Annotated in this window: 27 protein-coding genes and 1 pseudogene; 18 read left to right on the forward strand and 10 right to left on the reverse strand. The window is 67.3% G+C overall.

From position 1 onward, the window contains the following. Nucleotides 1-92 precede the first annotated feature (92 nt). Complete coding sequence (gene secB, locus ACMGDM_RS10190) at nt 93-593, reverse strand: protein-export chaperone SecB (protein ID WP_436804018.1); 501 nt, start codon at nt 591-593, stop codon at nt 93-95. Between the two features lie 193 nt (nt 594-786). Between secB and ACMGDM_RS10195 the strand changes: the two genes are divergently transcribed. Genes ACMGDM_RS10195 through ACMGDM_RS10205 form a run of 3 tightly spaced genes read left to right on the forward strand, consistent with a single transcriptional unit; the run spans nt 787 to nt 3,321 of the window. After that, entirely contained in the window at nt 787-1,431 is a 645-nt protein-coding gene (locus ACMGDM_RS10195) for a Tim44/TimA family putative adaptor protein (protein WP_436804019.1), read from the forward strand. Nucleotides 1,432-1,478: 47 nt separating this feature from the next. After that, nucleotides 1,479-2,810 carry a murein transglycosylase A gene (gene mltA, locus ACMGDM_RS10200; RefSeq protein WP_436804020.1) on the forward strand — a complete coding sequence of 444 codons (1,332 nt, stop codon included), beginning with the start codon at nt 1,479-1,481 and terminating at the stop codon, nt 2,808-2,810. After that, nucleotides 2,785-3,321 (forward strand): Smr/MutS family protein, encoded by a 537-nt coding sequence (locus ACMGDM_RS10205; RefSeq protein WP_436804021.1) that lies wholly within the window; start codon nt 2,785-2,787, stop codon nt 3,319-3,321. Before mltA ends, ACMGDM_RS10205 begins: the two co-directional genes overlap by 26 nt. A gap of 10 nt (nt 3,322-3,331) precedes the next feature. Here ACMGDM_RS10205 and dapE read toward each other — a convergent pair whose 3' ends face one another. Continuing rightward, nucleotides 3,332-4,453 carry a succinyl-diaminopimelate desuccinylase gene (gene dapE / locus ACMGDM_RS10210; RefSeq protein WP_436804022.1) on the reverse strand — a complete coding sequence of 374 codons (1,122 nt, stop codon included), beginning with the start codon at nt 4,451-4,453 and terminating at the stop codon, nt 3,332-3,334. Nucleotides 4,454-4,467: 14 nt separating this feature from the next. On the opposite strand from dapE, the gene ACMGDM_RS10215 reads away from it, so the two are divergent. Then, nucleotides 4,468-4,926, forward strand: coding sequence for a cupin domain-containing protein (locus ACMGDM_RS10215; RefSeq protein ID WP_436804023.1), 459 nt, complete (start codon nt 4,468-4,470; stop codon nt 4,924-4,926). Here the strand turns inward: ACMGDM_RS10215 and ACMGDM_RS10220 are convergent. Next, nucleotides 4,923-5,591 (reverse strand): glutathione S-transferase family protein, encoded by a 669-nt coding sequence (locus ACMGDM_RS10220; RefSeq protein WP_436804024.1) that lies wholly within the window; start codon nt 5,589-5,591, stop codon nt 4,923-4,925. The two genes, ACMGDM_RS10215 and ACMGDM_RS10220, sit on opposite strands and share 4 nt — an antisense overlap. A 148-nt stretch (nt 5,592-5,739) precedes the next feature. On the opposite strand from ACMGDM_RS10220, the gene ACMGDM_RS10225 reads away from it, so the two are divergent. Beyond that, nucleotides 5,740-5,913 (forward strand): hypothetical protein, encoded by a 174-nt coding sequence (locus tag ACMGDM_RS10225; RefSeq protein ID WP_436804025.1) that lies wholly within the window; start codon nt 5,740-5,742, stop codon nt 5,911-5,913. Nucleotides 5,914-5,933: 20 nt separating this feature from the next. Here ACMGDM_RS10225 and yihA read toward each other — a convergent pair whose 3' ends face one another. Genes yihA through rpmH form a run of 5 tightly spaced genes read right to left on the reverse strand, consistent with a single transcriptional unit; the run spans nt 5,934 to nt 9,008 of the window. Then, nucleotides 5,934-6,584, reverse strand: coding sequence for a ribosome biogenesis GTP-binding protein YihA/YsxC (gene yihA / locus ACMGDM_RS10230; RefSeq protein ID WP_436804026.1), 651 nt, complete (start codon nt 6,582-6,584; stop codon nt 5,934-5,936). Continuing rightward, nucleotides 6,581-8,284 carry a membrane protein insertase YidC gene (gene yidC / locus ACMGDM_RS10235; protein ID WP_436804027.1) on the reverse strand — a complete coding sequence of 568 codons (1,704 nt, stop codon included), beginning with the start codon at nt 8,282-8,284 and terminating at the stop codon, nt 6,581-6,583. The genes yihA and yidC overlap by 4 nt, the downstream gene beginning before the upstream one ends. Before the next feature lie 18 nt (nt 8,285-8,302). Further along, entirely contained in the window at nt 8,303-8,515 is a 213-nt protein-coding gene (gene yidD, locus ACMGDM_RS10240) for a membrane protein insertion efficiency factor YidD (RefSeq protein WP_436804028.1), read from the reverse strand. Further along, the gene (gene rnpA / locus ACMGDM_RS10245; RefSeq protein WP_436804029.1) at nt 8,512-8,829 is read right to left on the reverse strand and encodes a ribonuclease P protein component; all 318 of its coding nucleotides are present in this window, start codon (nt 8,827-8,829) and stop codon (nt 8,512-8,514) included. Before rnpA ends, yidD begins: the two co-directional genes overlap by 4 nt. 44 nt (nt 8,830-8,873) lie before the next feature. Continuing rightward, nucleotides 8,874-9,008 carry a 50S ribosomal protein L34 gene (rpmH, locus tag ACMGDM_RS10250; RefSeq protein WP_076743215.1) on the reverse strand — a complete coding sequence of 45 codons (135 nt, stop codon included), beginning with the start codon at nt 9,006-9,008 and terminating at the stop codon, nt 8,874-8,876. Nucleotides 9,009-9,192: 184 nt separating this feature from the next. On the opposite strand from rpmH, the pseudogene ACMGDM_RS10255 reads away from it, so the two are divergent. The 3 genes and pseudogenes from ACMGDM_RS10255 to ACMGDM_RS10265 all read left to right on the forward strand — a co-directional run. Continuing rightward, nucleotides 9,193-9,828: pseudogene (locus ACMGDM_RS10255) on the forward strand (magnesium chelatase domain-containing protein); the annotation flags it as partial. Between the two features lie 133 nt (nt 9,829-9,961). Further along, nucleotides 9,962-10,303 (forward strand): hypothetical protein, encoded by a 342-nt coding sequence (locus ACMGDM_RS10260; protein ID WP_436804030.1) that lies wholly within the window; start codon nt 9,962-9,964, stop codon nt 10,301-10,303. Between the two features lie 58 nt (nt 10,304-10,361). Further along, nucleotides 10,362-10,997, forward strand: a complete 636-nt coding sequence (locus ACMGDM_RS10265) for a hypothetical protein (RefSeq protein ID WP_436804031.1) — start codon at nt 10,362-10,364, stop codon at nt 10,995-10,997. 96 nt (nt 10,998-11,093) lie between these two features. Here ACMGDM_RS10265 and ACMGDM_RS10270 read toward each other — a convergent pair whose 3' ends face one another. Both ACMGDM_RS10270 and ACMGDM_RS10275 read right to left on the reverse strand, forming a co-directional pair. Beyond that, on the reverse strand, nt 11,094-11,834 hold the full coding sequence (locus ACMGDM_RS10270) for a ParB N-terminal domain-containing protein (protein WP_436804032.1): 741 nt from the start codon (nt 11,832-11,834) through the stop codon (nt 11,094-11,096). Next, nucleotides 11,831-12,532 carry a recombinase family protein gene (locus ACMGDM_RS10275; protein ID WP_436804033.1) on the reverse strand — a complete coding sequence of 234 codons (702 nt, stop codon included), beginning with the start codon at nt 12,530-12,532 and terminating at the stop codon, nt 11,831-11,833. Before ACMGDM_RS10275 ends, ACMGDM_RS10270 begins: the two co-directional genes overlap by 4 nt. 505 nt (nt 12,533-13,037) lie before the next feature. Between ACMGDM_RS10275 and ACMGDM_RS10280 the strand changes: the two genes are divergently transcribed. The 10 genes from ACMGDM_RS10280 (at nt 13,038) to ACMGDM_RS10325 (ending at nt 22,185) form a co-directional block, all read left to right on the forward strand. Then, nucleotides 13,038-14,180, forward strand: a complete 1,143-nt coding sequence (locus ACMGDM_RS10280) for a hypothetical protein (protein WP_436804034.1) — start codon at nt 13,038-13,040, stop codon at nt 14,178-14,180. Nucleotides 14,181-14,266: 86 nt separating this feature from the next. Next, nucleotides 14,267-14,761: a hypothetical protein gene (locus ACMGDM_RS10285; RefSeq protein ID WP_436804035.1), complete on the forward strand. Its 495-nt coding sequence runs from the start codon at nt 14,267-14,269 to the stop codon at nt 14,759-14,761. A gap of 44 nt (nt 14,762-14,805) precedes the next feature. After that, nucleotides 14,806-15,132 (forward strand): hypothetical protein, encoded by a 327-nt coding sequence (locus tag ACMGDM_RS10290; protein ID WP_436804036.1) that lies wholly within the window; start codon nt 14,806-14,808, stop codon nt 15,130-15,132. A 366-nt stretch (nt 15,133-15,498) separates the two neighbouring features. Continuing rightward, nucleotides 15,499-16,017, forward strand: coding sequence for a PEPxxWA-CTERM sorting domain-containing protein (locus ACMGDM_RS10295; protein WP_436804037.1), 519 nt, complete (start codon nt 15,499-15,501; stop codon nt 16,015-16,017). A 422-nt stretch (nt 16,018-16,439) separates the two neighbouring features. Next, on the forward strand, nt 16,440-16,637 hold the full coding sequence (locus ACMGDM_RS10300) for a hypothetical protein (RefSeq protein ID WP_436804038.1): 198 nt from the start codon (nt 16,440-16,442) through the stop codon (nt 16,635-16,637). Between the two features lie 5 nt (nt 16,638-16,642). Further along, nucleotides 16,643-16,819, forward strand: a complete 177-nt coding sequence (locus ACMGDM_RS10305) for a hypothetical protein (RefSeq protein WP_436804039.1) — start codon at nt 16,643-16,645, stop codon at nt 16,817-16,819. A gap of 818 nt (nt 16,820-17,637) precedes the next feature. Then, the gene (locus ACMGDM_RS10310; RefSeq protein ID WP_436804040.1) at nt 17,638-18,285 is read left to right on the forward strand and encodes a hypothetical protein; all 648 of its coding nucleotides are present in this window, start codon (nt 17,638-17,640) and stop codon (nt 18,283-18,285) included. A gap of 218 nt (nt 18,286-18,503) precedes the next feature. Then, a complete protein-coding gene (locus tag ACMGDM_RS10315; protein WP_436804041.1) occupies nt 18,504-19,154 on the forward strand; it encodes a hypothetical protein in 651 nt (216 codons plus the stop codon). Next, the gene (locus ACMGDM_RS10320; protein ID WP_436804042.1) at nt 19,151-19,783 is read left to right on the forward strand and encodes a hypothetical protein; all 633 of its coding nucleotides are present in this window, start codon (nt 19,151-19,153) and stop codon (nt 19,781-19,783) included. The genes ACMGDM_RS10315 and ACMGDM_RS10320 overlap by 4 nt, the downstream gene beginning before the upstream one ends. Then, nucleotides 19,783-22,185 (forward strand): hypothetical protein, encoded by a 2,403-nt coding sequence (locus ACMGDM_RS10325; RefSeq protein ID WP_436804043.1) that lies wholly within the window; start codon nt 19,783-19,785, stop codon nt 22,183-22,185. The genes ACMGDM_RS10320 and ACMGDM_RS10325 overlap by 1 nt, the downstream gene beginning before the upstream one ends. Nucleotides 22,186-22,202 lie beyond the last annotated feature (17 nt).

Genomic DNA, 22,202 nt, shown 5'->3' on the forward strand with positions numbered 1-22,202 from the left:
CGCTCTTACTTCCGGCGACGCGAGAGCCCAGGATGTCGGGAACCGCGCTCACCGACCCGGGCTCCTGCGCGCACAGGAGCATCGCTACGGCCTCAAGCCTGACCCACCTCGCCGCTGAACGACACGCCCTGCGCCTGCGCCTGCTGAAGGAACAAGGCATTGAAGTCGATCGGCTCCAGCAGCAGCGGCGGGAAGCCGCCGTCGCGGATCGCGTCGGCGATGACACGGCGGGCGAACGGGAAGAGCAGCCGCGGCCCTTCGCCGAGCAGGAACGGCTGGACGTGCTCTGCCGGCACGTTGCGCAGCCCGAACAATCCGGCATAGGACAGTTCGGCGATAAAGGCGGTCTTGCCCGCGGTGGTCGCGCGCACTTCGATCTTGAGCGTCACTTCATGGACTTCCTCGCCCACCTGCGCCGCGCCGATGTCGAACTGCACGTTGATCTCGGGCGGGTTCGGCTCCTGGTAGATCGCCGGCGCGCTCGGGTTCTCGAACGAGAGATCCTTGACATATTGCGAGATCAGGCCCGCCGCCGGGCCGTTGTCGGCGCCATTGGCGAGCGGCTCGCCGCCGATATTGTCCTGTTGATCCATCGTCCGTCCCTTCACAAACCTGGCCGCGCGCGCGCCGCTGTGAGGCCGGGCGCGAGTGTCAGCGGCGGTTAGCAGCGCGGTTCACGGGATACAATCGCCGCTCTGGCGATTTGACAGAGGGCAGTTTGATGTTCGGCGCCGTCATGCCTATGTACGATGTCGAGTTTTCGCAGACCAGCCGTCTGGAGTTGCCGTGTTCTACGTAGTCCTGCTCGCCATGGTCGCCGGCTTTCTGGCGCTGCGCCTCTATTCGGTGCTTGGCAAACGCTCGGGTCACGAGCAGCCCTTGCCAAAGCCGGCGGAGGAACGAGTCGGCACCGCTGCGCTGCCGCGTACCGTCGACATCACGCCGGAGGTGCGCGAGCCGGTATCGCGCCCGTTCGACAGCGGCACCGAGCCGGGGCTGCGCGCGCTGGTCGCGGCGGAACCGCAGTTCGACGTGAACCGCTTCCTGGAGGGCGCCAAGTCGGCCTACCGGATGGTCCTGGAAGCCTATTGGCGCGGCGACGTCGAGGCACTGCGCGGGCTGGTGAGCGCCGACGTGCTCGGCGCGTTCCAGGAGGCGATCGAGCTGCGCCAGTCGGCGGGTCACGTGCTCGACAATCGGCTGATCTCGATCGAGCGTGCCAGCATCGCCTCCGCCGGGGTTGCCGGCGGCGAGGCACGCGTGGCCGTGCGATTCGATGCCGATATTGCGGCGGTCACCCGCGACGCAGAGGGCAATGTTGTCGCCGGTTCGACCAGCGACGCGGTTGAGACCCACGACGTATGGACGTTCGTGCGCACAGTGAAGAACGCGGATCCGAACTGGATCCTGGCGGACACCGACGAGGCGTGAGCCCGGCCTCACGGCAAGCGTGACGGGACGTTAGGGGAAGGGGCGTAATGCGGATACGGGGAGCGCTCGCGCTGGCGAGCGCGATGGCGGTGGCGGCGTGCGTTGGCCCGGGCGAGCGACCGGCCCCCCCGCGAACGAGCGCCAGCCGCCCCGCCGTTGCGCCTTCCAGGCCTGCTTCGCAGCGTCCTGCACCGCGGGTGTCGTATCCGACCGATCGTCCCGCACGCGCGCCCGTTGCCGCAACGCCGCTTGCGGGGGTACCGGGGATCACCGTGCCGGGCGCCGTGAGCGCCTCCGCCAACGGCATCGTCCGCGGGCCGGCGGTCAGCACGTTGCCGCTCGAGCGCGAGCAGGCGGCGGCGGCGCTCGCCGCGTTCCGGTTGAGCTGCCCGAGCCTGGTGCGGCGCACCGACGCGAGCGGGCTGACGATCGGCGCGGACTGGCAACCTGCCTGCGATGCCGCCGGCACAGTAGCGGACCGCGAGGCGGTCACGTTCTTCCAGCGCTGGTTCGAAGCGGTGCAGGTCGGCGACGGCCGTGCCTTCGCCACCGGCTATTTCATTCCGGAGATCGCGGGCGCGCGCGAGCCGCGTCCCGGCTATGCCCCGATCTACGCGCGCCCCAACGATCTCATCGACGTCGACCTCGGCGCCTTCGTCGACACACTCGCGGGCAAGAAGATCCGCGGACGGGTCGATGGTAGCAAGCTGGTCCCGTATTACGATCGCGCCGCGATCGAGCAGGGCGCGATCGAGGGGCGCGCGCGCGTGCTTGGTTACGCGGTCGACCCGGTGGAACTGTTCTTCCTCCAAGTGCAGGGATCGGGGCTGGTCCGCATGCGCGATGGCTCGCTGCTGCGGATCGGCTATGACACGCAGAACGGCCGCGGCTACACCGGCATCGGCGCGCTGATGAAGAGTCGCGGACTGCTCGGGCCAGGGCAGTCGTCGATGCAGGGCATCGTCGCCTGGCTTCACGCGCACCCCGAAGAAGGCCGCGCGATCATGCGCGAGAACAAGAGCTACGTGTTCTTCCGCGAGCTCGATGACCCGCCGCTCGGCGCCCTGGGGCTGCCGGTGACCGGCGGCGTCACTGTCGCGGCGGATCCGCGCTTCATCCCGCTGGGCGCGCCCATCTTTCTGTCGATGGATCGCACCGATGCGAACGGGGTGTGGGTGGCGCAGGATACCGGCGGCGCGATCAAGGGCGCCAATCGCGTCGATACCTTCTGGGGAGCGGGCGAAGAGGCGCGCGCGACTGCCGGCGGGATGAGCGCGCGGGGGACCGCCTTCCTCCTGCTACCGGTCGGCAGCTATGATCGCTGGGTGGCGCGCCGCGCCGCAGGAGGCGCCGGTGGCGGGACGACGCCTCGGCGCTGACGAAGAGGCGTTGTGGGCGCGGGTGCGCGCCACGGTGCGCGCGCTGCCCGGCCGGCAGAGCGCGCCTGCGGTCAAGACGCCGCTACCGGCCGAGCCACAGGCGCCCGCGCGCGCCCCTGCCGCTGCGCCGCTGAGCCCTACGTCGCGGCCGCCGGCGCGGGGGCCGGGCGACACGCTCGACCGCGGCTGGGACCGCCGGCTCGCCACGGGTCATGTCGCACCCGAGCGCACGATCGACCTGCACGGCCATACGCTCGCTTCGGCACATGCTGCGCTGGACGCCGGGCTGGGGCAGGCGATCGCGCGCGGCGAGCGCGTGGTGCTGCTGGTGACGGGCAAGCCGCCCCGTCCCGAGAGCCAGCGCCCGCACGCGCGCGGGGCGATCCGCGCAGCGGTGTTCGACTGGCTCCAGCTGTCACGCCATGCCGCGGCGATCGCCGCGGTCCGCAACGCGCACCCGCGCCATGGCGGGGCAGGTGCGCTCTACGTGATCCTGCGGCGCAAGCGCTGACTATTGTGGATCACGCCGCCAGCGCGCGGCGGATCACGCGTTCATAGATCGAGACGAGCTGGCGAAGGTCGTCGAGAGCCACCGCCTCATCGGCCTTGTGCATCGTGGCGTTCAGCAGGCCGAACTCGACCACTGGGCATAGCGCACGCAGAAAGCGCGCGTCGGAGGTGCCGCCGGTGGTAGAGAGCTCGGGCGTGCGGCCGGTCACCTCCGCGATCGCGTCCGACACGAGCGCGGAGAGCGCGCCCGGCTCGGTGAGGAACGCCTCGCCCGAAATGCGGGCGGTTACGACTGCCTCCGGCGCGTGCGTGCGCACGATCGCCTCGACCCGCGCGACGAGGTCAGCGCCGCGGTGGAGATCGTTGAAGCGGATGCTCAGCCGCGCATGTGCGCGCGCCGGGATCACGTTGGTCGCGGTGTTGCCGACGGACAAATCGGTGATCTCGAGGTTGGACGGCTGGAACCAGGCGCTGCCCTCATCGAGCACCAAGGCGTCGAGGTCGGCGAGCGCGGCCACGAGCCGGGGGATCGGGTTGTCCGCCAGATGCGGATAAGCGACATGCCCCTGCCGGCCGGGGACCTCGATCCAGATGTTGACCGAGCCGCGCCGTCCGATCTTCACCATGTCCCCCAGCGCCGCGACCGAGGTGGGCTCGCCGACGAGGCACAGATCGGGCAGCAGGGCGCGCGCGCGCATCCGCTCGATCAGCGCAACGGTGCCGAAGGTGGCGGGCCCTTCCTCGTCGCCGGTGATGATCAGCGTGAGCTGTCCGGCATCCGCCGGTACGCGTGCCGCGGCGGCGACGAAGGCGGCGACCGCGCCCTTCATGTCGACAGCGCCGCGGCCATGTAGCGCACCGTCGACGATGATCGGCTCGAACGGACCCGCGCTCCAGCCTTCGCCGGGTGGAACGACGTCGACGTGTCCGGCGAAGCCGAGATGCCGGCCAGCACCACGGGTGGCGAGCAAATTCTCCACCGGACCGTCCGGCGCCTCGCCCGACACGAGCCGCTCCACCGCGAAGCCGAGCGGCAGCAATGCCGCCTCAAGGACGTCGAACACCGCGCCGCGCGCGGGCGTGATGCTGTCGGCAGCGATCAGCGCACTGGCGAGTTCCACCACATCGGTCACGCGAGGAACTCCTTATGCCCAAAATCGACATCGAGCACGCGCCCGTGAAACGTGGCAGCGACTATCCGCCGGCCGTCGCGGCGAGCACCGCCGATCGAGTGGCGCGCCTTGTGTCGGAAGCGGGCGGACTGTCCGACTTCGTCGCGACGCACGTCACCGTGCCGCCGGGCGGCTGCTCGTCGCTGCGGCACTGGCACGAGCGCGAGGACGAAGTGGTGGTGGTGCTCGCGGGCGAGGCGGTGCTGATCGACGACGACGGGTGCCATCCGATGCGTGCAGGTGATGTCGCGACCTTCCGCAAGGGCCAGGCGAACGCGCATCACATGCGCAACGAGAGCGACTCGCCCTGCGTGCTGTTTGCGGTCAGCCTGCCTGAGCGCTCGCCGGTCCATTATCCCGATGTGGCGATGCGGTGGCATCCGGAGCGCGGCTACGAGACGGCGCCGCAGCCGGACGAGGACCGCGCACACTAGGCGGCCGGCTGCTCGAAGCGCTCGATCACCCATTCCTCTTCCTGCGCCGCGGCGATCCAGTCCTGCAGGAAGGGATGGCGCAAAACCGCTTCTATGTAGGCGACGGCGAAGCGGGGCGCGGGCAGCGCGTAGGTGACGATCCGCGTACACACGGGCGCAAACATGATGTCTGCCGCGCCAAACTGGCCGAACAGGAAGTCGCCGTCGCCGCTGCCGCCGAATCGTGCACGCGCCTGGGCCCATAGTTCGAACAGCCGCATCAGGTCGGCAGCCACATCGGCATCAGGGGCGATCGGCGGGTAGGTCTGGCGGACGTTCATGCTGTGCTTGCGGCGCAGCGCGACGAAGCTGGAGTGCATCTCGGCCGCCATTGACCGCGCCATCGCGCGCGCGGCCTCGTCTTCGGGCCAGAAGCGTGCGCGACCGATCTTGTCCGCGAGATAGTCGACGATCGCGAGACTGTCCCACACCACGGCCTCGCCGTCCCACAGGATCGGTACCTTGCCCGAGGAGGGCGCGAACTCGGCACCTTCGCGGCGCTTGTCCCAGGCGTCGTCGTACAGCGGGACGACCACCTCCTCGAACGGCAGCCCCGACTGGCGACACGCCAGCCAGCCGCGCAACGACCAGGACGAATAGGCTTTGTTGCCGATGATCAGCTTCATGCCACCGGGTTAGAGGCGAGCGGCGGGTAGGGCAATCGCGCGCGGCGCATCGTCGGGTGAGCGGCCAATTAACCGAGCTCGTAGAGCGGGCGGCAGCGACAGCGGAAGTAGGACGGGCGCGGCCGCATCCGGCCGGAGGTTACCATCGATGATGTACGACCCACTCGCCTCGCTGCCCTGCACCGCCGATTTGGCCGCGCGCGTGCCCGCCTTCGTGTCGGCGCCACGGCTGGTGTTCGGCTCGCCCGCGCCGGTGCCGAGTCGTTCCGAGCTGCTGCGGCGCCAGATCGCAGCCGCGCTGGAGCGCGCGCGGACGCACTGAGGCACCGGCCGCAGCGCCGATCAGCCGAGCGACTCGATCACCGCGGCGCGCAGCTCGGCCATGCCGAGCCCGGTCTCGCTCGAGGTCGTCAGGATCTGCGGGTGCGCGGCCGGTCGCTTGCGCGCTTCCTCCTCGGTGCGCGTGGTGACCTCGGCGAGATCGGTCGCCTTGACCTTGTCCGCCTTGGTCAGCACCAGCCGGTAGCTCACCGCCGCCTTGTCGAGCATCGCGAGCACCTCGCGGTCGACCTCCTTGATGCCGTGGCGGCTGTCGATCAACACCAGCGCGCGCTTGAGCGCCTGCCGCCCGCGCAAATAGTCGTTCACCAGGAAGCGCCACTTCTTGACGACGTCCTTGGGCGCCTTGGCGAAGCCGTAGCCGGGCATGTCGACCAGCCGGAACACCGCCGGCTCGCCGACGTCGAAGAAGTTCAGCTCCTGCGTCCGACCCGGCGTGACCGAGGTGCGCGCCAGCGCCTTGCGGCCGACCAGCGCGTTGAGCAGCGATGACTTGCCGACGTTCGAGCGCCCGGCGAATGCCACCTCGGGCATCTCCGCCGGCGGGAGGTACTCGAGCGCGGGCGCCGACTTCAGGAACTCCACCGGGCCGGCGAAGCGCTTACGCGCCGCCTCGATCAGCTCCTCGTCGAAGGTGGCGCCGTGCTCGCTCACTTGGCCGGCGCCTGCTTGAGCTGCGGGTGGCGGCTGTAGAGCCACTTCTGCTGCAGGATGGAGATACAGTTGGTGGTGATCCAGTAGATCTGCAGCCCGACCGCGAACGGCGCCATCACGAACATCAGCACCCACGGCAGGATCGCGAACACCTGCTTCTGCGCGTCGTCCATCGGCGCCGGGTTGAGCCGGAACTGGAAGAACATCGAGATGCCCAGCAGCACGGGCACCACGCCGATGGCGAGGAAATGGGGCAGCGTGATCGGGATATAGCCAAACAGGTTGAGGATCGTCGCCGGATCGGGCGCGGAAAGGTCCTTGATCCACAGCGCGAACGGCTGGTGACGCATCTCGATCGTCAGCAGCAGCGCCTTGTAGAGCGCATAGAAGATCGGGATCTGGATCAGCGTCGGCAGGCAGCCCGCCAGCGGGTTGACCTTCTCCGCCTTGTACAGCGCCATGATCTCCTGCTGCTGGCGCTGCTTGTCGTCCTTGTAGCGCTCCTGGATCGCCTTCATCTTGGGCTGGAGCGCGCGCATCGCCGCCATGCTGGCGAACTGGCGCTGCGCGATCGGGAAGACGAGCAGCCGGATCGTCAGCGTCAGGAGGATGATCGCGACGCCGAAATTGCCGACGAGGCGGAAGAGCAGGTCGAGGTAGTAGAAGATCGGCTTCTCGACGAGCCGGAACCAGCCCCAGTCGATCGCATAGTCCAGCTTCGTCACCGCGCCGGTGTCGGTGTAGCGGTCGAGCAGCTTCACTTCCTTGGCGCCGGCGAACAGCTTGGCGGTCTGGCTCAGCTGGCGGCCGGGCGGCAGCAGCTGCGGCGCGGTGGTGAAATCGGCCTGGTAGCTCTGGTTCGGCCCGGCGCGGAACTGGCCGTCGAACGCGCGGCCCTGGTCGGGCACCATCGCGGCAAGCCAATATTTGTCGGTAAAGCCGAGCCAGCCGCCGTTGCTGGTGAAGCGCGCAGGCCCCGAGGCGAGGTCCTTGAAGTTGGGGTTATAGTGTGCGGCGCCGTTGTTGACGGACATCGGACCGGTGTGGATCGTCCAGCTGTCCGGGTCCTTGGACACGCCGATGCGGTTGACGAGACCATAGGCCGCGACTGGCACCGCGCCGCTGCCGGCGTTGGCGACGGTCTGCTTGACCGTGAAAAGATAGTCGTTGTCGACCGCCAGTTCGATTGCGAAGCGCTGGCCCTGCGCGTTGCTGGCGGTGAGCGTCACCGGCGTTCCTGGGGTGAGCACGGGCGCGGAGGCCGTCCACACCGCGTCAGCGGCGGGGGGACGCAGCCCCTCGTCGCGCCAGCCGAAAGCGGCAAAATAGGCGTCCTGCGTGCCCGCGGGTGAGAACAGGCGGATCGGCGGCGAGTCCTTCGCGACCGTCTCGTTGTAGCGCGTCAGCACCAGATCATCGATCCGCGCGCCCTTGAGGTTGATCGAGCCCTTGAGCGCGGGCGTCTCGATGCGGACGCGCGGGCTCTCCGCCAGCACCTGCTGACGGTCGCGCAGCGCCGCGGGCGAGTCGGCGGTGGGGTCGGCGCCGGGTTGCGGCAAGGCGCGCGACTTGCCCTGCTCGACCTTGGTCGCAGGCGGGTTCGCCGTCGGGAAGAAGCGGTTCTGCACCAGCGGCCATCCGAACAGGATGAGCGCGGCGATCACCGCGAACAGCACGAAGTTCTTGCTCTCGTCCTTCACAGGCGTCCCAAGCTTTCCTTATGGCACCGGATCATGGCCGTGCCCGCCCCAGGGGTGACAGCGCGCGATCCGCCGCATCGCCAGCCACCCGCCCTTGACCGCGCCATAGCGGCCAAGCGCCTCGATTGCATAGGCGGAACATGATGGTTGGAAGCGGCACGAGGGCGGCAGCACCAGCGACGGCCCCAGCTGCCAGGCGCGCGCAGCGAGGATCAGCGCGCGCGCGATCACTTGCGTGTCTTCGCCAGCGCCCGGGTGAGGTCGGCGCCGAGCTGCGCCCAGTCGCGGTCCTTCGCGGCGAGTCGGCCGATCAGGACGTGGTCGGCGCCTGCCGTCCCGTGCTGGGGCAGGACCTCGCGCGCCAGGGCACGGAAGCGCCGCTTGATGCGGTTGCGCACCACCGCATTGCCCACCTTCTTGGTGACGGTGATGCCGAGCCGCATGCTGGTGTCGCCATCGTCGCGCGGTTTTACCAGCAGCACGAAGCCGGGCATCGGCGCACGACGCCCGGCATTGGCGGCCAGATAGTCCGACCGCTTCGTCATCCGGCCCACAGCCATTGTTGGCTCCGGGCCGGCAGAGCGCTCGATTACGCCGACAGCTTCTTGCGGCCGCGCGCGCGACGCGCCCGGATCACCGACCGGCCGCCGACCGTGGCCATCCGCGCGCGGAAGCCGTGACGGCGGGCGCGCACCAGATTGCTCGGCTGAAAGGTCCGCTTCATGTGTCATTTCCCGAATTCGAATGGCAAAGGGCCGCCACGTGGACGGCCCGGATGATCGTGGCCGCTAAGCGAATGACGTACGAAAGTCAACGCGGGCGGCGACACCTGGGGCATCGGCCACGGTGGGTCAGCGAGGCGGCGGCGCCGCGTTGACAGAGCGGTGCGTGGCGCGGTCTCGCGGGTCATGGTCGCGATCGTTTCCACCCTGGCCTATCTCGGGCTCGAGGCGCGCGGGGTGGAGGTGCAGGTGCAGCTCATTCCCGGGCTGCCCGCGTTCAACCTCGTCGGGCTCGCCGACAAGGCAGTGGGGGAGAGCCGCGAGCGTGTGCGCGGCGCGATCGCTGCGATGGGCCTGTCGATGCCGCCCAAAAGGATCGCGGTAAACCTGTCGCCGGCGGATCTGCCCAAGGAAGGCTCGCACTTCGATCTGCCGATCGCGTTGGCCCTGCTCGCCGCGATGGAGGTGATCGATGCGGAGGCGCTGGCGAATTACGTGGTTGTCGGCGAACTCGGGCTGGACGGACGGCTGGCGCCGTCCCCGGGCGTCCTGCTCGCCGCGCTTCACGCCGGCGCGATGGGGAAGGGCCTGATCTGTCCGGCGGCGCAGGGCAGCGAGGCGGCCTGGGGCGGGCAGCTCGAGGTGCTCGCCGCGCCCGACCTGCTCGCGCTGCTCAGCCACCTACGCGGACGACAGCTGCTGGCGATGCCGCGACCGGGCGAGGTGATAGAGCATCGCGACGGACCCGACCTGCGCCAGGTGCGTGGGCAGGAGACCGCCAAGCGCGCGCTCGAGATCGCCGCGGCCGGCGCGCACAACCTGTTCAGGTTGTGTACGCAAGACCCTCGTGTGATGTCTCGACGATCAGCGTGTGTAGACCGTCGACAGATCGGGGATGCCGTTGTGGCCTGGCCTGCGACGCCGGTAGCGTGACGGCGGGCACTTGGGGGAAACAATGGACACGGACGAAGCAGCGATGCTCCTGCGGCGGCAGCTACGCGCTCTTGAGGCCGCGGCGGAGTACCTGGGTCCTCGGTACCCCGCGCGGCGCTTGCAGGTCCTGTTCTACATCGCCGAGCACGAGCCCGTGACATACAAGCGCCTCTGGATCGGCGTGGACTCCGAGGACGGCACGGTCCGGCGAGACATCGATGCGCTCGCGGGGGACCAGCATGGGCCGGCGCTGGTGATCGAGCGCCCCGACGACGGCTCCGGGTACGGCGTGACCCTTTGGGTGTCGCAGCGAGGACGCGAGGCCGTCGAGAGGATCGGGCTGGTGACGGACGGAGGAGCGTAGCTCAACTATCCCAATTCGCTATGCGGCCGTGTACCCCTTGAGGAGCATAGGGGGGCAAGTGAGTACTAAGCACAGCACGCACGCGAAGGACGACGCCGAGGACGTTCGCCGTGGCTTCATCCGTACCTTGCTGATGGACGTATCGGCAGCTCAGGAGCGGATCGCAGGGGAAAATAGCGAGCAGCACCGAAGGGAGACGGTCCGCACGGTCTTCGCAGCACTAGAAGGGGTCTCGTGGGTGTTCCGGGAGCACGTTCGAACGGCGCTCGAAGACTTCGAAGCTTTAACTGCGCTGGAGGACGCCGCGCTTCGAGAGGAGAGCTACACCGTGTCCTCGACCGGAGTCATACGCACCCAATTGAGATACTTGCCTCTGAGCACCTCCCTCCGTTTGGCGGTCCGCTCGCTCCAGAAGATCGCTCCCGAGTACACACCGGATTTCACGGAGGCGGGGTGGACGCTTCTTCTCGCGGCAGTCGAGACCCGGAACCGGCTCATGCACCCGAAGGTGAGCGATGACCTAGATGTGACTCCACGCGATGTCCGAACCGCCCTCATGGGCTTCTTCTGGGTCCTGGCCCAGGTCATTGACGGAATGGATGCGGCGAACCGGGCATTGGCCTCGTTCTCGGCCGCCGCTCGCGAGTTTATCGATGAGGTGCGCTCCGACCTCGATCGCGCCGGGAACGAGTAGGCGCATCGCTGTCTCGATCGGCGGGAGTTAGCTACTCCCCGCATGGCAAACTTGTCACCCTTCGGAGGCCCTCGCCGGCCCGCCAAGCACTCCAAGCTACTCGATCCCGAGCTGGGCCGCGTAGGTGGCCGACAGGTCCTGAAGAGCGGCAGGGACCTCGCCGGCCTCAACGGCACCCACGATCCCCCGCAGGGCCTCCAGCACCTCCCGCCGGTCCTCGCCGTCACCCATAGCCACCAGTAGGCCCCCGAGGCGCAGGACGAGGTCATCCGCCTCCTCGCGTCGCTCCGCGGCCAGCGCAGCCGCGTCGGGCTCCGCAGGGCCCCAAGCCTTTACGGGCTCCAGCTCGGCCTCCAGTCCCATCTCCCTCAAGCGCTGGCGGATGGTCTCCCGGCTGAGGATGTTGTGCAGCTCTGCCGCGAGAGCCCGCGGGGACTTGAGGACCCCGTCAGGCCCTCGGTGTTCCCCCGCGGCAACATGCGCCTCCCAGATGGCGTTGCGATCGGCCCGCGAGAGCGGCTTGCCGTGGCCGGTGTTCGCGAGCCGCGCTTCCTGAAGGGCCTGCTTCAGGTCCATGTGCGCCACGAGGGCATCGATGTGCTGCTCCTGGTTCCGCTTGTGCGCTTCCAGGCGGTGGAAACCGTCAACGAGGAAGTGGCCGCCGTTTACGAGAGCAACCTTCACCGCGGGCAGCTTCTGGCCGGCTTGCATCTCGCGCATGAGCTTGGTGACGTGCTGCGGGCTGGTGCCGTTCACGCGCAACTGGAAGTCCCGCCGTTTCTCAATCTTGGCGATCGGCAGGACACGCTTGGTCCACTTGAGAGCCGCAGAGGTCACTGGCGGCCCTCGCTGGCGCCTTGAAGGCGTCCCAGGAGGTTCCGCACGGATGAGGCGTGCCACTTGCCCCCACGAGCCGTCACGATCCCTTGCGAGTTGAGGGCCGCTGCGATGCCGCCCATGGACGTCACCCCGTCCGCCTTGAGGGCCTCGACAGTCCCGCGGAGGCTCTCGGCGCGATCGGAGGCGCCCGCCCGGACGGCGTCGAGGGCCGCTGTGTTGCCCTTGGCGGCCCGGCGGAAGGCCGCGGCACCGTTGGGGTTGCCCAGGCGCTGCCCGCGGGCCTTGGCGGCCGTAAGGGCCTCTTTGGTCCTGCGGGAGATCGCCTGCCGCTCTTGCTGGGCCACGAGGGCCATGATGCCCACGGTGAGGTCGTTGGCGTCCGGCATGTCTGCTGCCACGAAGCGAACACCGCTGTTCTGGAGCGTGAGCAGGAAGGCCGCGTCACGGGAGAGTCGGTCCAGCTTTGCGATGACCAGCCGGGCGCCGGTGAGCTTGGCTCGGTCCAGCGCCTTCAGCAATTCCGGCCGATCGTCGCGCTTGCCGCTCTCAACCTCCTGGAAGGGAGGAGCGATCAGGTCCCACCCTCGTGCGGCACACAGCGCCTCAACGGCAACCCGCTGGGCGTCCAGGCCAAGCCCTGACGCACCCTGGCGGGCGGTGCTGACGCGGTAATAGGCAACGGCTCGATCGGTCATTTCAGCGCCTGTTCAAAACTCTCTGACGAGCGTTAGGCGGTTATGTATGAGCCTGTCAAGAGCCATCGGCTGGGATTGAAGGGACCTAATGTCTCCCGTGAGGAGCAGGCGGGTGCAGGCCGGACCCCAATGGCGCCTAGAGGAGCGAGTGGGCTCCCACACCAGGACCAGTGCTCCACGGCTCGGCCACTTCGACCCTCCGAGCCATCGCCCCGCCTGGGTCCCCTTCGGGTCCCCCTGGGTCCCCCGCGGGTCCCCTTCCGCCGGCCGGGGGGAGCCCATTGGCATCTCGGCGGATCGCGTTCGCAACTGGCGGTTTCGCTGCGGACTGCCTGTGCCGGTCTGACCCTGTAACACCCAAAGCGCTCATAGGCGCCACCGCGTACCTTTGGAGCGCAATGGATCGGATATTCCGCGACTCTTTGAGGTAGCCTGTGCAACATGATCGTGTGGCGCTCATGCCCCCTTGCGCCGGGTCAGATACGTGGGGTAGCGATTGAAAACGATGAAGAAAACAGCGTCCGGGCGGGGTGAACCCGTAGAGATCGACATCGTTACGCGCGTCGTGGAGGACGGCGAGCGGATATATGTCGTTCAACCCGGACGAGACTATCGTCTGTACGATCAGTTTTTGGATCGAAGTTCGGTTTTCCTCGACTTTCCTGATCTGAGCCTCGACTTCCGCAAGTTGCCGCAGCGTCAGGCGTTGAGGGAGGAGATCGTCAAGTCCATCGCTGTTCGCGAGTGGCTTGATCGAAGATCAATAGGTCCATCACCAAGCAGGCATGCAGGGGACTATTCTACCAAGACCCACGGTCGACGCCTTGGCCGGTACGCTGGCGCCATCGAAGCCCTGTACTACACCCTTCAGCCCGGAACCTTAATCGTTGTTCCAGGCCGCGGTTTTGATGATCAAGTGCTCTTCGGAGAGTTAGTGGGGCCGCCCACCTATGTGGCTTGGAAAAGCTGCTATGATGGTGAGCGTCTGCCTGTCCGTCGTGTCAACTGGATCGCGAAGCGAACGCGGGGCTCTCTACCGGCAGAATTGCGCGCGCGCTTAGGCACACCAAACCCGATTGCGGCTCTAGAGCAGAGTTTACGTGAGCAGGTCGTCCGCGCCGCGTATGATCAATACATATTTCAAGGAGAGTATGCGGCGAGGTTGAAGACAACAAAAGACGACTTCAGCACTCTCGATGATTTCAACATTCAAACCTTCGTGAACTACGTTGCCGGAGTCCTTGCTTTATACGAGGAGGGGCGGCGAGAAGGGGGTGTGACTTTCGATGAGGCATTGGCCGCCTTGGAGAAGCACCGAGACTTGGTTCCTGACCTTGCGCAGAATATAAATTCGGCCGGCTTTCAGCGTCTGTACAGCTCTACGATCGCGCCTCTTGCCATTGCTGCTCTCTTGACATTGGGAACTGATCCGGCGACGGCCGAGACGCCCCATCGACCGGCGCCCATAGTGGTGAACTCGGCCGCAAAGCCGAACGATGCCTGTACCATCGAGGTCAAGAAGCGAGTCGAGGGGGCCATGTCGCTGATGGACGCGGATACCTGGAAACGCGTATGTACGGCTGTGCGTAATGCGAAAAGTCACACGGGATTGTCCACGTCCATGCAGGTGCGGCCGAGAGAGGAATGAACGCTTTGGCACAAAACGGGCCACATGCGTCGACACCTCAAGGCGGTGGTAACCCGCAGAGAGGTGTCAGTCGCACGTGGGCGACCATGGCGTTCATCGCATCGTCTATCTTTACGGCGGCCCTCACTGTGGGGGGCGGCTACGGCGCGCACGTACTTGAGACACGGCAGGAGCAGCGGAAGGGGGACCTTACGGTGTTCCGCGAGGCGGCGGCCAAATTGGATCCGTTAGTAGGGGCGTTCATCCGAGTGTACGTGCGAACCGCTTCAGTTGATGTTGATGGAAGGCCAACCGGGCCAATCTCCGTTGACAGCCCGGAGGTGCGTAAGCGTGTGCTGGCTATACGGGCCAACATACAGGAGCAGAACGAAGCGCTTGAAGGAATAAAACTACGTCTTTCGGGGCGTGAAGCTGAAGTCGTTCAGGGCTACCAGGACGACATCGTCAAAGTGGCTTCATTGCTTCAAACGCTGCCACCTGTTGAAGATGGTAAGCCGATACTAGATGCTGTCGCAAGTGCGCGAGACGCTCGCGTCGATGTCCTGCGTGTTCTGCAAGAGCGCGCGGACCGATTGCTTTAGCTTGCCCGCTCGCGGATTACACGCCAATGTGTGATGATATTCCGATGAGCGCACTAGCTCAAGTGCGCACCGCCCAGCAGCACATCCGTCCCACCGGGCCCTCTGAGGCCACCTGGAGCCAGAACCTCGCGATGCTGTGCCGCCGGGAGATCGATGCGGGCCGGCTGGTCCGTGTGGTACTTCCAAGCGCTTCCACGCCCATCCTGGTCGAGGATGCGTACGACTGGGCCCGGATGCTCGTGATCGTCGACCCGCAGGGCCGAGCCTACCATGTTGCTCATCCAGCCGGCGTGGTCGTCCTCTGTGATCCCGCGACGCAGCCGAAGCCCGGCGAGAAGCCCTACTGGATGAAGGTCGATGGGGACGATTGACCCGCAGCTTTAACGCCAAAAACCGCGGGAACTGAGGACCTTACGGGTGAGTTGTTAGGCCGAGACTGAGGCCTATGTAGCCCGACCCTACGCACCAGACGGCGTAGGTCTCAGATGCTCGCCGAGGATGCGGCATCCCCCTGCGTCGTCCTCGGCGGGCACTCACCGGGCCAGGCGCTCTCCCACAACGCTGCACAGCGCTGCATAGGCACGTTCGACGCCATGCCGCGGGCATCGAGGCCGAGGGTGCCTAGCTGCCACGGCCGCTTTCCCGAAATTGGACGTTTTAGCGCTGGTCGTTTCGATAACGTGTGTTAGCCACGTCCGCCGCGCGGACGCATTGTGCGCGGGGCACCGGGGGACACCATGACACGTTTGATTGCAGCCGCGCTTCTCGCGGGCACCGCCATCGCGACACCAGCCACCGCCGCACCGCTCTTTTTCGACTTCGTGGCAAATGACGGATCGCAAAGCGTGTCATTCACCCTTGACAGCAATCCCGTGGCGAACTTCGTTGGGTCGACCGGCTTAACTTTTAACACGATTCCCTTGACGACTTCGACCGGGATCGTTGTCGGTGACGTTTCATTCTTTACCACGAATGCCTTAGGTGGTTTCCTAGCTCAGGGCGCCGGCCGCTACTATACGTCAACGACCGGAAGCCAGCTATTCTCTGGAACTATGCGCAACCCGATATTTACTCCAAGCACGTTCGCGTTGAAGGGATACTTCGGTGACTCAGGCGGCGTTCTGACTATTAGTGCCGCGACTCCCGCCGCCGTCCCCGAGCCGGCCACCTGGGCCATGATGATCCTTGGTATGGGCGCAGTCGGTTACGCCATGCGTCGCCGCCAGAAGGTCACCGCGAAGGTGCGCTTCGCCTAATACTGCCTTATCGAACGATGATGCGGGGGTCGCTGGTCTACCGACTGGCGGCCCTAACTTCGTTGTGGGCCATCGTAGCGCCCCGCACAGCCTCGTAGGCCCTCTCGACGCCATGCCGGCGCCCTATGTCCACCTCGGCGCTCAAGGCCTCCCAGAAGGCTCGGAGAAGCGCCTTGTCGACCCCGAGGCCCAGCAGGCACCTGAGGGCTAGCCGCAGCGCCGCGTCCTCGCTGTCCGGCCTATGGGGCTGCTCAGCGGCCTCCCGCAGGATGGCGAGGGACAGCTCGGCGACGACTCGGCGATACTTCGGGGACATCGTGGGGCGTGAGAACACATGAGGAACATGTAGGAAAGCTAAGTTGTGTTTGACCGAGGATAGACTAGTAGGATCAACAGCCTAGGTGACCCGTTGAGGCTTCGTGGTGACCAAGGAGGCCATGATGAAGGCCGATGTGACAGCGAGTAACGGCGTGATCCTGATGGACGTGGGACGCCCTGAGCCGTGCCGGCTTACTCTCGAAGCGGAAGAGGCGATCGACCTGGCCCAGCAACTCCTTGCGGCGGCCGTTGAGGTCAGCAAGCCCGCTCGGTTCGACCCGAGGATCGTGAGGCCTTGGTAGTGCCTGTGAGTGACATCGAGTTCCGTATGGCTTGGGCGCAGGGAGAGGCAGCAGGCGCCGATCCGACCTCAAGTGACTTCGAGTGCCCGCACGATGACAACGAGACCGAGCTGCGGTTCGCGTGGCTGGAAGGCTTCGATGCCGGCCGGGCCCAAGCGGCCTGCGAGAACACACGACTTTAAGGGCGCAGCAAGGGCCTACGGCTAGAGCAGCCCGCATGGAAGATGACGACAATGCCAAGCCGACCCTGCTCAATCTAGCAATCGGATGGACGATATTGGCTCTCGTCCTGGCTCGTTTCGTCTTTCACCTCTGGTAAGGGCCGGTCCCTCTGAGGTCGGTCACTAAAGGTAACCTCACCCTGGCCCTGTCCACTGGGTCTAATGTCCCCGAGGATGGCACGTCAGACCCGCTCGATCGGCCGCAATGTCATGGCCTGGCGAGGGGGAGCGGGGGACGCATCGGCATCTGCATCCAGTGCCAGGCCTAGGACTTCTGCGGGTTTCGGGCATGGTGGGGGACGACGCAGAGGGGGAATAGCCACCGCGGGTCCCCTGGTGGGGGCGGACGGGAGCCCACCGGGATCGGGGCAAATCGGGCTCGAAATCGACGGCTTCGCTCAGCGGCGATAACGCCGGTCCGAGCCTGCTCAACACCGCGGTTTCCCTGGAGTTTTCGCCGCCTCGCCGGACCCTAGAGCCCCTCGTCGGCACCACCCGATTATTTTCCGGGTCCCATTCGGGTCCCATGCGGCGCCTGGCTGGCCCTGATAGGCACCACCGCGGCCCTTTCTGAGGACCCGGTGCCTTCGCCGCTCAGGGGACCCCTAGGGGACTCCCCGGCCACCCCGAGGCACCCAGAGACCCTCCTCGCGGCATTAGTCCGCCCGTTTGACAGGCCGTCCTCGCCCGCTCTGGCGCGACCTGCCGGCCTTTAGTCCCACCGTCTGTATGTTCGTCGTCTTTTTCGAGGCGGCGACAACCCGCCTCACGAGACCCTCTTGCCCCCTCCGATCACACTCACCTTCAAGCGTGAAGCCGTTCGCGTCCTTATCGAACCCAGCGGCATCTGGCTCCCCGCCGCGGACCTGTTCGCCCTCTTTGAGCGGCGGACCAACCGCAGAGCACTTTCCCGGTTTTCGCCGGATCACCTGGCCCTCAAAGCCTTCGACGGCCCTGCCGGTCCCCATCGGCTAACGTCCGTCTCTCCCCTCGGCGCCGTCACGATCGCGAAGCTCGCCGCGCCGCCTGTCGACCGCATGCTCGACGGTTGGGCTCGCCGGAACCTCAACGAGATCGCTGAGCAGCACGGACTGGCACCGCTCTCCCTGACGCTCTTGGCGGACAACACGATGCCGGTGAAGCCGCCTGCCTACTATGACAGCTTCGATACCTGGGGCGCGCTCCGCCTGGAGAACTTCGATGCCCGGCAGAACCCGCCTGACCCGCATGCACCGGCACTCTTCGACGACGATCCCGTGCTGGGCCCGTATCATCCGGCCTCCGCCATCTCACCAACCCTGGAAGACCTCTCGCGCACGGTACCGACTGCGATCGACTACGCCGTCAACCCGGACCGTGCCGTCGAGGCCGCCGCTCTTCTCGCCCGCATGGGCATCCACCGTCCCCAACTGAACACTCAACCATGAACCCACCACCATTACCATCTGCCCCGTTCCCAGGGGCACCAAACGGCCTTCCGCCAACCCCATTCGACGCTGAGCGGCCCTCGCCAACCCTGAAAGCGCCTCTGCCGAAGGCACCGATCAAGCGCCGCTCTCCCGGCCTCTGGAACGAGGGCAACCGCAGCCAGACGCTCCTCGCGATCGGCGCCGGACTCCTGTCGGGCCACAACTTCTCGGACGGGATGGCGAACGCCTCCAGGAACCTCATGGGCCTCCGAGACCGCCTCGACACCCAGAACCGCCAGCTCCACGAGTACGGAGGGCCGGACGGGGCCTTCGAGATCACGACGGACCCGAGGACCGGCGAGCAGTCGGTGCAGGAGGTGCCGCAGTTCCGCGACTACCTCGACCAAAGGCGGAGGAAGCCGAAAGACACCGCGGACCTTAACGGCCGAGCGATGTACGCGCTTCAGCAGCTCCCCGAGGCAGACCGGCCGGCGGCCTATGCGGCCATGCGGGCGAACCCTGAGCAGTTCGGCGTCGATCCGTCCAACATGCCCGAGGCGTACGACCGCTCCTACGTGGGCCTCACGGCCAACATGGGGATGACGGTGGCGCAGGCGACCCACCGCGACCAGGCGTCGATCGAAGGCGAGAGCCGCGACATGGGACGTCGGGCCGCCGCGGAGGATCGAGCGGAGCGGACGGACATTTACCGCACCCGGTCCGAAGCCGCAATGGCGCAGGGCGAAGCCCGTGTGGGCATCGCTCGCACTAGGGCACTCCCGAAGGCGCCACCATCAAGGCAGGGGAAGGCTCCCGCCGACCTCGACCCCCGCTACGAGTACCGCGTGCTCCCCGGCGGCCGTTATCAGCGGAGGCTGAAGCGATGAATGCATCTGACAACGACGGCTGGGAAGACGTCACCGACGTTCGGGCCATCAAGGCCATCGCAGGCACCAAAGGGGTCGCCGCCGCGGCGAAGGCCCAGCCGGTAGTCAAGGGCGCCGATGAGGCGGCCAAGAGCGTAGGCGGTCTCCTGGAGACGCCGACCCGGCGCGACATGGCACGCGGGTCTCTCCTGTTGATCAACCGGCTTCAGCCTGCCTTGGACGAGGTTCGGCGCCTCCAGAAGAAGACCCTGGGCGCCACCGGCATCACCGCGGTCGGAGAGTACAACCCTTTCAGCTCGGCCAACCAGGAGTATGACGCCGCGGTAGCGGGCCTCACCGCGCTCGCACGGCCAGCAACCCGGACGACGGGCGAGGGCAGCATGTCGGACTTCGAGTCCCGCTTGGCGGTGGCGGCCCTGCCCAACAGGTGGAAGCGCGATGCGGCCAACATCAAGAACCTGGACGGCCTCCAGGCCCTGATCGACACCCACCGAGACTTCTACAGTCGCCAGCTCGGCCTTGGCCCCGCTCAGCCTCGTCAGCTTCCCCAGGCGCCCCCGAGTGCCCGCGGAAAGCCGACCCAGCGACCTAGCGCGGATGACCTCCGCAGCAAGTACGGGTTGAAGTGATGGCGGACGCACAGACCATCAAGGCCAACGTGGCCGCCATGATCGACCAGGGCGCTCCGGAAGCGGACATCGACCGCTACCTGGCGTCGGAGGGCACGTCCGCTCAGGCGCTGCGAGGAGGCCGCTTGGCCCCGGCTGACGAGGAGGCATACGCCTCGCTCGCGGCCAATCCGAGCACCGCCAAGGCGGACCTCAAGGGCTTCGCGTCTCAGCACGGCATCACGCTCCGGGACGGCGACATCGACGCCTTCCTCGCCGCCCGCAACAAGGGCAGCAGGGTCTCCAAGCGGGTCGTCTACGAGAACCTCCCGCGGGCCCCCAAGGCCTCGCTGGCCCAGAACATCGGCGCCATGGTCGGGACTGCGGTCGACGGGGTCCTCCCCGGCGTCGCTCGCACCGATCGCGGCATCCACGGGGTCATCAGCAACGCCGCCAAGTCCCTCGTGGGGTCGGAGGAGTTCGACCCCGCCGCGGCCTTTCAGCAGAGCAAGGACGAGCAGGACTACGCCCAGGCCCGCTTCGGCATGGAGCACCCTGACGCCAGCGTGGCCGCCACCGTCGCAGGCCTCGCAGGCTCCTTCGCGTTGCCTGAGGTCCGAGCGGTCCGAGGGAGTGGGGCGCTGGCCGGCGCCGCCAACTCGGCCCTAACCGGGGCCGGGTATGGTGCGCTCGCCGGGGCTCTCAACGAGACCGGCGGCGGCCGTCTGGAGAACATGGGAACGTCCGCGCTCGTCGGCGGCGGCTTCGGTGCTGGTGCTCCGCTCGCCCTTCGAGGCACCGCAGCCCTCGCGGGAGGGGTGAGGCGGAACGTGCCCGGCATGGACGCCACGGCCCGCTTCCTGGCGAACGTGCCTCGGCGGGTGCTCAGGAGTCCCTTGGAGCAGCTGGGAGACGCGGCGGCAGCCCAGGCTGAGCGTGTCCTCAATCGGCAGCTCGATGGGGCCGCGATCGCGACAGGCATGGGGACCGGCACCGTCCCGGCGACGCCAGCGGCCATCGCTGACGAGGTTGGCCGCCGACAGGGGCTGGGCGTTCCTGCCGTCCCCGCGGACGTGTCCCCGAACATCCAGCGGGCCACGGCGAGGGCTCTGCGGGGCGAGGGACCGGCGACGTCGCGTGCCCGCTCGATGCTCATGGCCCGCCAAGCCGAGCAGGGCGCCCGCATCCGTCAGCACATCACCGCGGAGCTGGGGCCGACGGTGGACCCGATCGAGGAGGCCGCGGCGATCATAGCCAGGGCGAAGCGCGAGGCCGCCCCGATGTACCAGGAGGCCTACGACCAGCCCATGGTCCTCACGCCGGAGATCGAGGCGATCATGGCAACCCCGGCGTTCCGCGACGCATTACCGCAGGCGGTCCGCAACATCCGCAACGCCCAGAGGGACCCTCAGCCCCTCGGCTTCAGGATCGACGCGGACAACCGCATCACCGGGACGGATGGGCTCTCTGTGGAGGCGTTCGACCAGATCATCCGGGCCATGCGGGACAACGCGACCTCTGCGGGCACGCTCAACCCGCTCACTGGTCGTGTCATCCACAACTCCAACTCCGTCCACATCAACAGCCGCGCCCAGGACCTGCAAGGGCACCTAGGGGCCCAGAACGGCGCCTACCGGGACGCGGTCGGCACCTACGCGGACGAGATGGCGATACGAGACGCTCTAGACCGTGGCGGCAAGGTCTCCAGCCTAAGCGGGCACGAGATCAACGCTCAGGCCCGTGTGATGCCGCGGCACGCCCAGGAGGGGTGGACCGCCGGGGCTCGTACCGCGCTTGCTGACGAGGCGGTGGCGGCCGGGCTGGAGCCTGCTCGCAACGTGGCCCAGCGGACGCGGCAGTCTCTCGGGCTCTCTGGGGCCGGCCGGGCTGCGGCAGGAGGCGACCCGACCAAGCAAGCCGCTGTCGAGGCGCTATCGAGGCGCCCAGGCGTGATCGGTCGTATCGACGATCGGTTGGAAGCCGAGGACCAGGCCTACGAGACGTTCGCTCAGGTCGCCCGTGGAGGCCCGCCGGTCCCTCAGGACGATCAGACCCTGCGGGAGGCCTCCCAGCTTCTCGGCGCCGCCGGCAAGGTCGCGACGGGTGGATGGCGTGGAGCCGCGCTGGACGTCCTCAAGGGCGGCGAGCGGGGCACCTTCCAGTTCCGCCGAGGCGTCGACGACCGCACGGCCTCGCTGCTCACCGCGATGGACCCTGCGGAGGTGCGGCAGGGCATGGCCGCCCTTGAGGCCCGTACCGTCTCGGACGATCGCCGCCGCCGCCGGATGAACCAGGGCGCCTTGCGGATGAGCCGCACGGGGGTACTCACCCTCGCGGGTGAACCTATGGACGAGATGTCGGCAGACGACCAATGGGCCGGCGACGTCCTGCGCTACCCGGACTACGCGGTCGACCCGCGGTGACCCTAAGACCCTCAGCT

Source organism: Sphingomonas larreae, assembly GCF_051400595.1.
Classification (GTDB): Bacteria; Pseudomonadota; Alphaproteobacteria; order Sphingomonadales; family Sphingomonadaceae; genus Sphingomonas.